Below are 14663 nucleotides of genomic sequence, written 5' to 3' on the forward strand. Positions count from 1 at the left end.
GCGGGGATAAGGTGGAATGCGCGGGCAGTTCGGCTTACGCGCCCAGCGCGTAGGACGTTCTCATAAGCACATCGGGTGGAAAGCCCCCTTGTTGTTCAAGGGGGCGCGCCGAAGGCGCGGGGATAAGGTGGAATGCGCGGGCAGTTCGGCTTACGCGCCCAGCGCGTAGGACGTTCTCATAAGCACATCGGGTGGAAAGCCCCCTTGTTGTTCAAGGGGGCGCGCCGAAGGCGCGGGGATAAGGTGGAATGCGCGGGCAGTTCGGCTTACGCGCCCAGCGCGTGGGACATTCTCATAAGCACATCGGGTGGAAAGCCCCCTTGTTGTTCAAGGGGGCGCGCCGAAGGCGCGGGGATAAGGTGGAATGCGCGGGCAGTTCGGCTTACGCGCCCAGCGCGTAGGACGTTCTCATAAGCACATCGGGTGGAAAGCCCCCTTGTTGTTCAAGGGGGCGCGCCGAAGGCGCGGGGATAAGGTGGAATGCGCGGGCAGTTCGGCTTACGCGCCCAGCGCGTAACCGAACTGCTGCTTGAACTGCTCGTTGAACTCATCGAAGGTGAAGCGCTGGTTCTGGGTGCCCGGGTGCTCGACCTTCAGCGCGCCCATCAGGTTGCCCATGCGGCCGATGGTCAGCCAGTCGTAGCCCTTCTGGATGCCGTAGATCAGGCCGGCGCGGAAGGCGTCGCCGCAGCCGGTCGGGTCGACCACGCGGCGCTCGTGCGCCGGCGGGATGTCGTAGCTCTTTTCCGGGGTGTGGATGACCGCGCCCTTCGGGCCACGCGTGGTGATGTAGGCCTTCACCCGGCTGACGATCTCCTTCTCGTCCCAGCCGGTGCGTTCCTGCAGCAGGTTCGACTCGTAGTCGTTGACCACCACGTAGTCGGCCTGATCGATGAAGGCACGCAGCTCCGGGCCGTTGAACAGCGGCATGGCCTGGCCCGGGTCGAAGATGAACGGGATGCCGTCTTCGTGGAATTCCTGTGCGTTCTGGATCATGCCTTCGCGGCCGTCCGGGCCGACCAGGCCCAGGGTCACGCCCGGCACGCCACGCACGTGGTTCTCGTAGGAACGCATCATCGCGCCCGGGTGGAAGGCGGTGATCTGGTTGTTGTCGTGGTCGGTGGTGATGAACGCCTGCGGAGTGAACAGCTCATCGATCACGCGCACGCGCGACAGGTCGATGCCCAGGCCGTCGAAGTATTCGCGATACGGGCCGAAGTCCGAACCCACGGTGCCCATCGGGATCGGCTGGCCACCCAGCAGGTGCAGGTTGTAGGCGATGTTGCCGGCGCAGCCGCCAAACTCGCGGCGCATGCGCGGCACCAGGAAGGACACGTTCAGGATGTGCACCTTGTCCGGCAGGATGTGATTCTTGAACTGGTCCGGGAACACCATGATGGTGTCGAAGGCAAGAGAACCACAGATCAGAGCGGACATCGATGTAAGCCTATGCGGTGAATTTTGGGGTGGGCCGGCCCGGTTCAGCGGGCAAGCAAACGGCGCCCTTGGGCGCCCGACGGCGCAAAGGTTACCCGCTGGTGCCGCTCAGGGCCAGAACCGGGTGAGACCCGATCAGGCCGAAAGCCTGTGAAGACGCGGGTTCAGCTAGTTTTTTCCTTGCTCGGCGGCAGGCGGGTTGCTAGGCTTGTCGACCTCGATTTCTGCCCATTTTTTCGCCATCCCGCGTTGGGCGCGACACCCCTCAGGACTCCTTCCTCAGATGTTCAAGAAACTCCGCGGCATGTTCTCCAACGACCTGTCCATCGACCTGGGCACGGCCAACACCCTCATCTACGTGCGCGGGCAGGGAATCGTGCTGAACGAGCCGTCGGTCGTGGCCGTGCGCCAGGACCGTGCCATCGGTGGCACCCGCTCGGTGGCAGCCGTGGGCGCCGAAGCCAAGCAGATGCTGGGCCGTACCCCGGGCCACATCACCACCATCCGCCCGATGAAGGACGGCGTCATCGCCGACTTCACCTATACCGAGGCGATGCTCAAGCACTTCATCAAGAAGGTGCACAAGTCGCGCGTGCTGCGCCCGAGCCCGCGCGTGCTGGTCTGCGTGCCGGCCGGCTCGACCCAGGTCGAGCGCCGCGCGATCAAGGAATCGGCCGAGGAAGCCGGTGCCCGTGATGTGTTCCTGATCGAAGAGCCGATGGCGGCCGCGATCGGCGCCGGCATGCCGGTCACCGAAGCCCGTGGCTCGATGGTCATCGATATCGGTGGCGGCACCACCGAAGTGGCGGTGATCTCGCTCAACGGCATCGTCTATTCGGCCTCGGTCCGCATCGGCGGCGACCGCTTCGACGAGTCCATCACCAACTACGTGCGCCGCAACCACGGCATGCTGATCGGTGAAGCCACCGCCGAGCGCATCAAGGTCGAGCTGGGCTGCGCCTACCCGCAGGCGGAAGTGATCGAGATGGAAATCTCCGGCCGCAACCTCGCCGAGGGCGTGCCGAAGATGATCAAGATCAGCTCCAACGAGGTGCTCGAGGCCCTGCACGAGCCGCTGTCGGGCATCGTCAGCGCGGTCAAGCTGGCGCTGGAGCAGACCCCGCCGGAACTGTGCGCCGACGTCGCCGAGCGCGGCATCGTGCTGACCGGTGGTGGCGCCCTGCTGCGCGACCTGGACCGCCTGATCTCCGAGGAAACCGGCCTGCACGTGCAGGTGGCCGACGATCCGCTGACCTGCGTGGCCCGCGGTGGCGGTCGTGCGCTGGAGCTGGTGGACATGCACGGCAACGAGTTCTTTGCGCCGGAATAAGCCGTCCCGGCCGTTCCTGCCCGCCGCGCCCTTCCGGGGTGCGGCCCGCCGTGATGGCGGGCCGGCACCGGCGGGGCGCCCGCGTGTTTCCCTTCCGCCTTCTGCCAGTTGAATCGTTGCCGTGCCGCCCTACGCCGGTCCTCCCGTCGCCTCCCGATCCGGTGATGCCGCCAGCCCCCTGAGGTTGCTGGCCTATCTCGCATTGGCCATCACCCTGATCGTGCTCGACGACCAGGCCGGCTGGCTGGCGCGCCTGCGCGAGCAGGCCAACAGCCTGGTGCAGCCGGTGTGGGCGCTGGCCGGCCTGCCCGGCAAGCTCGGCAACCAGGTCAAGGATTCGGCCGCCAGCCATTCCCAGCTGGTGACCGAGAACCGTGAACTGCGCAACCAGTTGCTGCTGGCCAATGCGCGCCTGACCCGCCTGCAGACCGCCGCGCTGGACAACGCCCAGCTGCGCGAACTGCTGAACGTGGCCGAGCGCAGTGGCCTGGACGTGCAGCTGGCGCCGATCCTGGACATCGACCTGGACCCGGTGAAGCAACGCCTGGTGCTTGACGCCGGCAGCCGCGAGGGCGTGCACGTCGGCCAGGCCGTGATCGACGCCGGCGGCTTGATGGGGCAGGTGATCAGCGTCACCGGCGGCACCTCCACCGTGCTGCTGCTGACCGACCCCGACCACGCCGTGCCGGTCACCGTGGCCCGCAACGGTGTGCGCCTGATCGTCTACGGCCGCGGCGACAAGCTGGAACTGCGCGACATCCCGCTCAGCGCCGGCGTGGAAGTGGGCGATGAGATCGTCACCTCCGGCCTCGGCGGGCGTTTCCCGGCCGGCTTCCCGGTCGGCACCATCACCGGCCTGCGCCCGGACGACACCCATGCCTTCCTGGTCGGCGAACTGAAGCCGGCGGCGCAGCTCGACCGCGGCCGCGATGTGCTGCTGCTGCGCCCGGGCGCGGCGATTCGCTTGCCTGCGGCCAGCGAACCGCAGCCGACTGCACCTTCGGTGCAACCGGCCCCCGCATCCTCCCTTGACCCCGCGCCGTCGGCGCGCCCCCTTCAACAAGAAGGGGGCTCTCCCCCAGCCAGCGCTCCGGTAGTGCCGGCCGCTGGCCGGCAACCGACCACGCCGGAGGCCCAGCGATGAGCCGCCTGCGCGACAACCCGTGGGTGCTGCCGGCCAGCGTGGTGGTGGCACTGCTGCTGGGCCTGCTGCCGTTGCCGGCGCTGCTGCAGCCGCTGCGCCCGTATTGGCTGGCACTGGTGCTGGCGTACTGGGTCATCGAGGCGCCTGAGCGCGTGGGCCTGGGCATCGCCTTCGCCAGCGGCGTGGTTGCCGACCTGCTGTACGGCGGCGTGCTGGGCGAGCAGGCGCTGCGGCTGGTCATGCTGGCCTTCATCCTGCAGCGCTTCCGCGCGCGTATCCGCTTCTTCCCGATGTCGCAGCAGATGCTGGCCATCGGTGGACTGCTGTTCAATGACCGCATCGTCAGCGCGCTGGTCCATATCGTGGTGGATGAGCCGACCCTGCCCTGGTCGTACTGGTGGGCGCCGCTGCTGGGCATGGGCCTGTGGCCGCTGGTGTTCGTGCTGCTGGACGCGGTGCGCTTCGGCAAGCGCGGGCGCTGAGCCATGATCCCGCGCCGCCAGGTCAAGAACCCGCACGCCGAAGCCGAACAGTTCCGCCGACGTGCGGCGCTGGGTTTCCTGGGCGTGCTGGTCTGCCTGCTGGGCCTGGGCGGCTGGTACTTCAAGCTGCAGGTGCTGGACCACGACGTCTACGCTACGCGCTCGGAAGCCAACCGCATCAAGCCGCGGCCGGTGGTGCCCGGGCGCGGCATGATCTACGACCGCAACGGCCGCCTGCTGGCCGAGAACGTGCCGGCCTTCCGCCTGGACGTGACCCCGGACAAGGTCAAGGACATGGACGCCACCCTGGAAGGGCTGGCGAAGATCATCACCATCAGCCCGGAAGAGCTGGAAGCGTTCAACAAGTCGCGCAAGGCGCGCCGCCGCTTCCTGCCGGTCACGCTGAAGCTGCGCATGAGCGACGAGGAGATGGCGCGCTTCGCCGTCGACCGCTGGCGCTTCCCCGGCGTCGAGCTCGAGCCCTACCTGACCCGGCGCTACCCGTACGGCGACCTGTTCGCGCACATCATCGGCTACGTCGGCCGCGTCGATGACAGGGACCTGGAGATCCTCGGCGAAGGCAATGCCGCGCTGACCCACATCGGCAAGTCCGGCCTGGAGCGCTACTACGAGCAGCAGCTGCGCGGCAAGGTCGGCTACGAGCAGGTCGAGACCAACGTGCAGGGCCGCGCGATCCGTACCATCGGCCGTGTTGCCGCGCAGTCCGGCGCCGATCTGCGGCTGTCGATCGACGCCGACCTGCAGCGTGCCATGGTCGCCGCCTTCGGCGACCAGGAAGGTTCGGCGGTGGCGATGGACCCGCGCACCGGTGAAGTGCTGGCGATGGTCAGCCTGCCTTCCTACGACCCCAACCTGTTCGTCAACGGCATTTCCCATGCCGACTTCAAGGCGTTGAACGAAAACCCGTCGCGACCGCAGTTCAACCGCCTGGTGCTCGGTGGCGTCGCGCCCGGTTCCACGCTGAAGCCGCTGATCGGCCTGGCCGGCCTCGATTCGGGTGTGCGCCGCCCGGAAGACAAGGTGCTGTCCACCGGCATGTTCTACCTGCCGGGCACTTCGCGCGGCTGGGGTGACGCCCACCGTGGCGGCCACGGCTGGACCGACCTGCGCAAGTCCATCGCCGAATCGGTCAATACCTACTACTACAAGCTGGCGCTGGACCTGGGCATCGAGCGCTTCGACCACTACATGGAGTACTACGGCTTCGGCCAGCCGACCGGCATCGACCTCACCGGCGAGATCGGCGGCATCCTGCCGTCGCCCGCCTACAAGCGGAAGAGCCGCAAGGAAGCCTGGTACCCCGGCGATACGGTCAACATCAGCATCGGCCAGGGCGACTGGAAGGTCACCCCGCTGCAGCTGGCGCGCGGCGTCAGCGCGCTGGCCGACGGCCAGCTGCGCACCCCGCACCTGGTGATCCAGCAGCGCGAGGGTTTCGACAGCGACTGGGCGGCGATGTCGCCCGGCGAGACCAAGCCGGTCAGTCCCAACCCCAACAACCTGCAGGCCGTGCGTGAGGGCATGATGGCGACCATGCGGCCCGGCGGCAGCGGCTGGCGCGTGGCGGTCGGTGCGCCGTACGTGATGGCCGGCAAGACCGGTACCGCGCAGGTCATCAGCCGCAAGGGCACCGCCGCAGTGAATCCGAAGAGCTTGCCGATGCATCTGCGCCACCGCGCGCTGTTCGTCGGCTTTGCGCCGGCGGACAACCCGGTGATCGCGATTGCAGTGGCGGTGGAAGGTGGTGGCTATGGCGGTTCGGCGGCCGCGCCGATCGCACGCAAGGTGTTCGACGCCTACCTGCTGGGCAAGATGCCTGAGGGCATGGAGCCGCTGGACAGCGAGCGCGGCACCACCGCCATCGGTGCCACCGCGTTCGACAACGAAGACGCGGGCGCGCGCCAGGCCGGCGACCTTGCCGCTGCACAGGTGGGAGAGCATCCGGTGTTGATCGGGCTGCCGGCACCGGCACCGGCGCCTGCGCCTGCGCCGCAGCCGGGTGCGCAGGCTGCCGTACTGCCCGCCACGCCGCGCACGACCTCCACGGAGCCCGCACGATGAGAGTGTTCCTGCGCTGGGCCGGCGACATGCTGCGCCGCTTCTTCAGCACGCTGGACTGGGTGCTGTGCCTGGCCCTGGGCGCGTTGATGCTGATCGGCCTGGCGACCCTGAAGAGCGCCGGCGGCGACGGCCTGGTGATGGCCCAGGGCGCGCGTTTCGCGGTGGGCATGGCCGCCCTGTGGGGTATCTCGCGGGTGCCGATCCTGCGTATCCGCTCGGCCACGCCGATGATCTATGCGATCTCGATGATCCCGTTGCTGGCGGTGTTCGTGCTGGGCACCGGCAAGTACGGCCGGCAGTGGCTGGACCTGAAGTTCTTCTACCTGCAGCCGGCTGAACTGCTGAAGGTCAGCCTGCCGATGATGGTGGCCTGGTACCTGCACAAGATGCCGCTGCCGCCGCGCTTCAGCACCGTGCTCACCGCGCTGGTCATCATCGGCGTGCCCACCGGCCTGGTGATGCTGCAGCCGGACTTCGGTACCGGCGTGCTGATCGCCGCCAGCGGTGTGTTCGTCCTGCTGCTGGCAGGCCTGCCGTGGTGGTGGGTGGGGCTGGGCGTGGGCGGCGTGGCCGCGGTCGCGCCGGTGGCCTGGTTCTGGCTGCTGCGGCCGTACCAGAAGGACCGCATCATGATGTTCCTCGACCCGGAGATGGATGCGCTGGGTGCAGGCTGGAACATCATCCAGTCGAAGATCGCGATCGGTTCCGGTGGCTTCGATGGCAAGGGCTGGGGCGAGGGCTCGCAGTCGCATCTGAACTTCATTCCCGAGCAGACCACCGACTTCGCGTTCTCGGTGCTGAGCGAGGAGTTCGGCTGGATCGGCGTGGCCACCGTGCTGGCGCTGTACCTGGTGGTGATCGGGCGCTGCCTGTGGATCGCCAGCCAGTCGCGCGATTCCTATTCGCGCCTGCTGGCCGGTGCCACCGGCTTGGCGTTCTTCGTCTATGTGCTGGTGAATGGCGGGATGATTTCCGGCCTGCTGCCGGTGGTGGGCGTGCCGATGCCGCTGATCAGCTATGGCGGTACCTCGGCGGTGTCGCTGCTGGCCGGCTTCGGCCTGGTGATGGCGGTGCGCAGCCACAACCCGGTGCACGGCGGCTATGGGTAACGCGGGCAGCGCTCTCCTGTAGAGCCGAGCCATGCTCGGCTGCCCGGGCCTTGTGTAGAGCCGAGCCATGCTCGGCTGCCTTTCGCACGGCGCATGCAGGCCCCTGGTCGAGCATGGCTCGGCTCCACAAATGCACATGCGGCCTGACAGCTTCACGCAAGCGCGCCTTGCTACCGTGCCCCGGTGGAAGGGAAACGACTGCTTGGCGGCTGCCGTGAGGCGTTGCGCACGATCGATCTGCCGTTGCTGATCGCATTGCTGGTCCTGATGGGCGCGGGCCTGGCGGTGCTGCACAGCGTCTCCGGCCCGGTGGCCGGGCAGGCGGCGCGCTTTGCCGGTGGGCTGCTGGCAATGTGGCTGCTGTCGCGTGTCTCGCTGCTGCGCCTGCGCGCGTGGACACCGGCACTGTACGCGTTGTCGATGCTGCCGCTGATGGCGGTGTACGTCATCGGCACCGGCAAGTACGGGCAGCGCTGGCTCAACCTGGGGGTGTTCTATCTTCAGCCGTCCGAGCTGCTCAAGCTCAGCCTGCCGCTGATGATGGCGTGGTACCTGCACCGGCAACCACTGCCGCCGTCGCCACGCACGGTACTGACCGCCGCAGCGCTGATCGGCGTGCCGGCGGTGCTGATCCTGATGCAACCCAATCTCGGTACCGCCACCTTGGTCACTGCCAGCGGCGTGTTCGCGTTGTTGCTGGCCGGCCTGCACTGGGGATGGGTGGCGACGGGTGCGGCGGGGCTGGCGGTGGCCGCACCCCTGGCCTGGTTCGGGCTGTTGCGGCAATACCAGAAGGACCGCGTGCTGACCTTCCTCGACCCGGCGGCGGACCCGCTTGGCACCGGCTGGAACATTCTGCAATCGCGTATCGCGATCGGCTCCGGCGGCTGGCAGGGGCGTGGTTGGGGGCAGGGCACGCAGGCCACGCTGGATTTCCTGCCCGAATACACCACCGACTTCGCGTTCTCGGTGCTGGCCGAAGAGTTTGGCTGGATCGGGGTGGCAACGTTGTTCGCGCTGTACCTGTTCGTGGTCGGGCGCTGCCTGTGGATTGCGGTGCACGCGCGCGACACGCATGCGCGCCTGCTGGCCGGCAGCCTGGGGCTGGCGTTCTTCGTCTACGTGCTGGTCAACGGTGGAATGATCTCCGGCCTGTTGCCGGTGGTGGGCATTCCGATGCCGCTGATCAGCTACGGCGGGACATCGGCCGTCTCGTTGCTGGCCGGCATCGGGTTGGTGATGGCGGTACGCGGGCATCGGCCCGTGCACGGGGGATAGCGTTCCCGGCCAACGGCGCAGCCCCTCGTGGGTGGGGTTGAGTGGGTCGCTGAAAGCCGGATTGCGGCGCTGCGCCTGCTCGAGTAGAGCCGAGCCCATGCTCGGCTTCGCGCGCCGGCCGGAAAGCAGCCGAGCGTGGGCTCGGCTCTACAAAAGGCGGCCAGCCAGGCTGCGCTTGCTTTTGATCTTCTTTTTCTTCTCCGTGGGTGGGGCACCCACCCGGCCAGCCCTCAGCAATCCGGCTTTCAGCGACCCACTCAACCCCACCCACGAGGGGCTGCGCCGTTGGCTGGAAACTTCCTGACTCTGCGCAATGCCTGTTGTGGAATCGTTCTCACAACGACGCACAGCAGCACGCGCTCTGACCAATTCCCGGGAAAAATGTTAGCTGGTTCACACTTTTACAGCGCGTTGATCTTGATCAATGGACTTGTCGTAATCGGCCTGCACAATGGCGGCCCGTTCGGCACGGCGCGCCGTCAATCGATGCAGCGCGAGGGGGCGTCGGGCGGGAGCAGTACTGATCCAACGGGTACAGGGAGCGCGGGGAACTGCCACTGGGGAGCGGCAGCCGCGCAGGTACCGACCGGATCCGGTCGCCGGTTGCGTCTGCGGGGATGGGGACGCAACCGGCAACCTCTCTGAATGGGGGAGGCTGATCACGACACCTTCACATTTCCCGCTGAACGCGGGCAAATCGTTGTGATTCATGGTGTTAGGGGTTTTAATTCATCCATGACCTGCTAACCTGCGACGATGATTCGACGCACTCTGGCCTGCATGCTCACCCTCGGCCTGGTCGCCTGCGCGACCCAGCCGAAGTCCCCACCGTCTTCGCCCCAGGCCAGCAGTACGCCGCGCCAACCCGCCGCCAGGGCCCAGGGCCCGGCCGAGGCCGCGCCCGAAGCCGCTGCTGCCACCGCGCCGCCGGTCGATCTCACCCCGGTGCCGTTCGAGGTCGCGCGGGCCCGCTTCATTGCCGATACCGCCAAGCGCTATGGCCTGAAGCCGGAGCAGATCAGCAGCGTGCTCGACCAGGCGCAGGTGCGCCAGCCGATCATCGCCGCCATGTCGCGCCCGGCCGAACGGGTCAAACCGTGGAATGAATACCGGCCGATGTTCATCAGCAAGGCGCGCATCGACGGCGGCCGCGCGTTCCTGGCCCAGCACCGCGCTGAACTGGATCGCGTGCAGCAGCGCACCGGCGTGCCGGCCGAAGTGATCGTGGCGATCATCGGCGTGGAAACCAGCTACGGAAAGAATGCCGGCAGCCATCGCGTGCTTGATGCGCTGTACACGCTGGCGTTCTATTACCCGCGCAGCGGCGACCCGGCCAAGCTGGAACGCGAAGTGCGCCGCGAGCTGTTCTTCCGCGACGAGCTGGCCAAGCTGTTCGAGCTGGGCCGCGAAGAAAAGCTGGACATCACCACGCTCAAGGGCAGCTATGCCGGCGCGATGGGCATGGGCCAGTTCATGCCGTCCAGCTATCTGGATTACGCCGTGGACGGCAATGGCGACGGCCGTCGCGACCTGTTCACCAGCTACGACGACGTGTTCTCGTCCATTGCCAACTACTTCGTGAAGAAGGGCGGCTGGGTGCGGGGTGGCCAGGTTGCCGTGCCGGCCACGCTGGCGCCGGGCCGCGAGGAATTCAACCCGACCGAATGGATGCCGACCTGGTCGCTGGCCGACCTGGCGCAACGTGGCTACCAGCCCAGCGCTGCGGTGCAGCCGGGCGCCACGGCCACGCCGGTCACGCTTGAAGGCAGTACCGGCAAGCAGTACTGGCTGGGCTTCCAGAACTACTACGCGATCACCCGCTACAACCTCTCGAAGATGTACGCGATGGCCGTGTTCCAGTTGTCCCAGGCCATCGCCGGACAGGAGCTGCCCCCGGCATGAACATCAGATGGCTGGTACCAGGCTTGATCGTCCTCGCGCTGGCTGCCTGCAGCAGCGCGCCGAAGAAGCCGGCCACGGCCGGCCACGGTGGCAAGTCCAGCGGCACGCTGGTGCAGGGGCGCGGCTCGCGCCCGGCACACTGCCCGGAAGGTTCGCCGTACGCGGCGGCCAAGGAAGACCTGAGCACCCGCGGCAACTACACCGCCGGTGGCCTGTACAAGCCGGGCGTGCGTGACAGCACGCCGGACTACATTCCCAACGTTGCCTGCATTCCCGAGCCGGAAGTGACCGCCGAGGAACGCTCGGCCATCGGCAACAAGACGCCCTACGTGGTGCTGGGCAAGTCGTACAAGGTGCTTGACGACACCCGCAACTACGTCGAGCGCGGCACCGCCTCCTACTACGGCGCCAAGTTCCATGGCCGCCTGACCTCCAACCGCGAGGTCTACGACATGTACCAGTTCACCGCCGCGCACAAGACGCTGCCGTTGCCCAGCTTCGCCCGCGTGACCAACCTGGACAACGGCGAGTCGGTGATCGTGCGCGTCAACGATCGCGGCCCGTTCCACGATGGTCGCGTGGTCGACCTCAGCTATGCCGCCGCCGTGCGCCTGGGCATCACCCAGCGCGGCACCGGCAATGTGGAAGTGCGCGCGCTGCAGCCGGGCGAGAGCAACCTGATGGCGCAGAAACCATCGCGCCGGGAACGCCGCGCCGCTGAAGCGGCCGCCGCGACCGCCGTGGCCAGTGCACGCCCGGCGCCGACCGCGCGTGCAACCGCCGACAGCGACATTGATCGCCTGGTCAAGGGCCTGCCGGCCGATGGCATGCCGGCACGTGGCCAGCCGGCCACCACCCAGGGCGTGGCCAGCACCGTGCCGGACGTGGCGGTCAGCAGCCTGCCGCCGAGTGCGCCGCCGCTGCGCAGCACTGCACCTGCAACGGTTGCCGCCGCCAGCACCGCGCCGCGACCCGTCGCACCGGCAGCGGTGCGCACCGCCACACCGGCGGCCCCCAGCCTGTCGCAGCAGGTGGTGGGCGAGGTGATGGTGCAGGTCGCCAGCTTCTCCAGCCGCGACAATGCCAACCGCGCAATGGGCCAGCTCAACGCCGCCGGCATCGTCGGCGCGACCATCAGCGACATCGCGGCCGGTGGCCGCACGCTGTTCCGCCTGCGCGTTCCCGCCAACGACCATGCCAGTGCCGCGGAACTTGTCGGCCGCATCGCGGGTCTGGGCCTGGGTTCGCCGCAGATCGTCAAGGATTGATCCGCCCGGGCCGGTGCTGCCGGCCCATGCTCCCCCGGCCTTACAATGGCCGTTACGTTCCACCCTCCATTCCCGGCCGTCCCCTGGAGCCTGCTGTCCAATGAATTTCCGTTCCGCCGCCACCGCCCTGGCCGCCACCCTGGTGGTGGGCCTGGCTTCCGCCCAGACTCCGCTGCCGACTCCGGCCACGCCGGCGCCTGCCGCCGCCGCTGCTGCCCCGGCCACCGTCGCCACTCCGCCGGCCCCGGCACCGAGCGTGTCCAAGGCCTGGGTCCTGATGGATTACGCCACCGGCCAGGTACTGGCTGGCGAGAACGTCCACGAGCAGCTGGCCCCGGCCAGCATCACCAAGGTGATGACGTCCTACGTGATCGCCGCCGAGGTCAAGAACGGCAAGGTCCGTGCGGATGACCAGGTGATGATGAGCGAGCGCGCCTGGCGCGAAGGCGGTGCGGGTACCGACGGCAGCTACAGCGGCTTCCCGGTCAACCAGACTGCACGCCTGGAAGACATGGAAAAGGGCATGGCGATCCAGTCCGGCAATGACGCCGCGATCGCCCTGGCCGAGCACGTGGCCGGCAGCGAAGAAGCCTTCGCGTCGCTGATGAACAGCTACGCCGCCAAGATCGGCATGAAGGACTCGCACTTCGTCAATGCCCACGGCCTGACCGCCGAAGGCCACCACAGCACCGCCTACGACCTGGCGCTGCTGGGCCGCGCGATGGTGCGTGATTACCCGGAAACCTACGCGTACAACAAGATCAAGGAATTCCAGGTCGGCAACATCAAGCAGCCGAACCGCAACCTGCTGCTGTGGCGCGATGGCAGCGTGGACGGCATCAAGACCGGCCACACCTCCGAAGCCGGCTACTGCCTGATGAGCTCGGCCCAGCGTGGTGACCAGCGCCTGATCGCCGTGGTGCTGGGCGGGGCGTCGGAGAAGCAGCGTGCCGACGACAGCCTGGCCCTGCTGAACTGGGGCTTCCGCTTCTTCGAGACCCACCGCCTGTATGAACCGGGCAAGGCCGTGGCCGAGCACAAGGTGTGGAAGGGCACCACCGACAAGGTGCAGCTGGGCGTGGCCCAGCCGATGCTGGTGAGCGTGCCGCGCGGCCGCTACAACGATCTGAAGCCGAGCATCGATGTGCCCAAGACCCTGGAGGCACCGTTCACCGCCGGCCAGCAGATCGGCACTGTGAAGGTCACCCTGGATGGCAAGGTCATCGCCGAGGCACCGCTGGTGGCCGTGGCCGCCGTCGAGCAGGCCGGCTTCTTCAAGCGCCTGTGGGACAGCTTCTGGATGTGGTGGGAATCGGAATGATCCACGCCCCGGCGTGGTGAACGAAAAGGCCGGCGAATGCCGGCCTTTTCCATAAAGGGGACGGAGGGGATTAAGTCGTTTGTGGCACAGTCCGCCGTGCCACAAACGACTTAATCCCCTCCGTCCCCTTTTTGAGCTTACAGCGAGCGGCTGATGGTGAAGCTGCCGAACACCGGCGATTGGCGTTGGCCGTTGAATTCGCGGGTGCTGTGGTAGCGCGCCACCGCGAATTTCCAGCGCCCGCGCATGACGGCGATGCCGTAGCCGCCCTGGGCGACCACGTGGCGCTTGTCCACGCTGTGGCTGTTGCGGAAGGTGTTGCCGTCCAGGGTGATGTCGCGGATCACCCAGGCGGCGTCGGTGGTCGCGAACAGGTGCCACGACCAGCCGCTGGGCCGGCCACCGCGGGTCGGTGCGGTGTTCTCGCCGGCCGGGCGCAGCGGCGTGCTGCCGAAGTCGTCGGGCAGCTTCCAGCCGAAGCGCACTTCGCCACCGGCGTTGGCCTTGGTTTCCAGGTTGCCGATCGCACCGCCGTAGTGGCTGATCGCATCCCAGCCCCAGCCGCCGGCATTGACGCTGGCATCGGCCGGCCAGCGCCGCATGCGCTCATGGGTCAGCATGAACACCGGCTCGTTGTGCAGCTGGTTGTCCCAGCCCTCGAACTTCTTGTCGCCCAGGATGTTGTGCACCGCGTCCTGCACCTGCTTGCCCTGTGCCCAGGGGCCGACCACGCCCACCGCCAGCTGGGTGGTCTGCAGGCGGTCGCCGCTGCGTGCGTTGAAGCCGAAGCTGGCCAGCAGCACGCCGGCATACGGGCGGTCGTCCTCGATCAGGTCGCGGCGGGTCGGGTCGGTCGGGGTGAAGATGCCCTGGCCGATGCTGAAGATCATGTTCTGCTGCTCGAACCGGCCCGGGTGCAGGCCTTCCAGGTACTGGTTCACCCAGCGCGCCATGCGCGGCAGGCAGGGGTCGTCGGTGTAGTCGACCAGGTTCGGCGAGACCAGGGTCAGCTGCGCGCCGTTGGTATAGCCCTGGTCCTGGTGGCGGCCGCCGAACAGGTCGTTGTCGACGCGGAAGTTGATCTGCGGCGGGTGGTCGCGCATCGCGTCCGGGCCACATTGTTCGGCCGCCTGGGCGGCAAGGGGGAGGGCAGCGGCCAGCAGGCCGGTCAGCCCGAGGGCTGCGACACTACGCATGGATGGAATGCTCATGGGGAAGGGGGCGGTTATCTGTCGTTCTATGCAACGCTACGGTACTCGCGCCCGTGTGTCGGAACGAGCACGTCCGGATCACTTGTCTGTTCCGAAAAC

General features: G+C 67.7%; 11 protein-coding genes. 9 read left to right on the forward strand and 2 right to left on the reverse strand.

Going from position 1 to position 14663, the window contains the following annotated elements; translation table 11 throughout:
• Positions 1 to 498 precede the first annotated feature (498 nt).
• Complete coding sequence (locus B9Y64_RS06945; RefSeq protein ID WP_049463230.1) at positions 499 to 1437, reverse strand: carbohydrate kinase family protein; 939 nt, start codon at positions 1435 to 1437, stop codon at positions 499 to 501.
• Between the two features lie 283 nt (positions 1438 to 1720).
• Between B9Y64_RS06945 and B9Y64_RS06950 the strand changes: the two genes are divergently transcribed.
• From B9Y64_RS06950 to B9Y64_RS06990, 9 genes are all read left to right on the forward strand, one after another.
• Entirely contained in the window at positions 1721 to 2767 is a 1047-nt protein-coding gene (locus B9Y64_RS06950) for a rod shape-determining protein (protein WP_005419402.1), read from the forward strand.
• Between the two features lie 121 nt (positions 2768 to 2888).
• Entirely contained in the window at positions 2889 to 3911 is a 1023-nt protein-coding gene (gene mreC, locus B9Y64_RS06955; protein WP_100440075.1) for a rod shape-determining protein MreC, read from the forward strand.
• Entirely contained in the window at positions 3908 to 4393 is a 486-nt protein-coding gene (gene mreD / locus B9Y64_RS06960) for a rod shape-determining protein MreD (RefSeq protein ID WP_100440076.1), read from the forward strand. The genes mreC and mreD overlap by 4 nt, the downstream gene beginning before the upstream one ends.
• Before the next feature lie 3 nt (positions 4394 to 4396).
• A complete protein-coding gene (mrdA, locus tag B9Y64_RS06965) occupies positions 4397 to 6475 on the forward strand; it encodes a penicillin-binding protein 2 (RefSeq protein WP_100440077.1) in 2079 nt (692 codons plus the stop codon).
• Positions 6472 to 7584 carry a rod shape-determining protein RodA gene (gene rodA, locus B9Y64_RS06970; RefSeq protein WP_100440078.1) on the forward strand — a complete coding sequence of 371 codons (1113 nt, stop codon included), beginning with the start codon at positions 6472 to 6474 and terminating at the stop codon, positions 7582 to 7584. Before mrdA ends, rodA (B9Y64_RS06970) begins: the two co-directional genes overlap by 4 nt.
• A gap of 183 nt (positions 7585 to 7767) precedes the next feature.
• Positions 7768 to 8862: a rod shape-determining protein RodA gene (rodA, locus tag B9Y64_RS06975; protein ID WP_100440079.1), complete on the forward strand. Its 1095-nt coding sequence runs from the start codon at positions 7768 to 7770 to the stop codon at positions 8860 to 8862.
• A 756-nt stretch (positions 8863 to 9618) separates the two neighbouring features.
• A complete protein-coding gene (gene mltB, locus B9Y64_RS06980; protein WP_100440080.1) occupies positions 9619 to 10764 on the forward strand; it encodes a lytic murein transglycosylase B in 1146 nt (381 codons plus the stop codon).
• Positions 10761 to 12032 (forward strand): septal ring lytic transglycosylase RlpA family protein, encoded by a 1272-nt coding sequence (locus B9Y64_RS06985; protein ID WP_100440081.1) that lies wholly within the window; start codon positions 10761 to 10763, stop codon positions 12030 to 12032. The genes mltB and B9Y64_RS06985 overlap by 4 nt, the downstream gene beginning before the upstream one ends.
• A 100-nt stretch (positions 12033 to 12132) precedes the next feature.
• On the forward strand, positions 12133 to 13353 hold the full coding sequence (locus tag B9Y64_RS06990; RefSeq protein WP_100440082.1) for a D-alanyl-D-alanine carboxypeptidase family protein: 1221 nt from the start codon (positions 12133 to 12135) through the stop codon (positions 13351 to 13353).
• Positions 13354 to 13490: 137 nt separating this feature from the next.
• Here B9Y64_RS06990 and B9Y64_RS06995 read toward each other — a convergent pair whose 3' ends face one another.
• Positions 13491 to 14549 (reverse strand): lipid A deacylase LpxR family protein, encoded by a 1059-nt coding sequence (locus tag B9Y64_RS06995; protein ID WP_202909052.1) that lies wholly within the window; start codon positions 14547 to 14549, stop codon positions 13491 to 13493.
• Positions 14550 to 14663 lie beyond the last annotated feature (114 nt).

This window comes from Stenotrophomonas maltophilia (assembly GCF_002799245.1).
GTDB classification, from domain to species: Bacteria; Pseudomonadota; Gammaproteobacteria; order Xanthomonadales; family Xanthomonadaceae; genus Stenotrophomonas; species Stenotrophomonas maltophilia_S.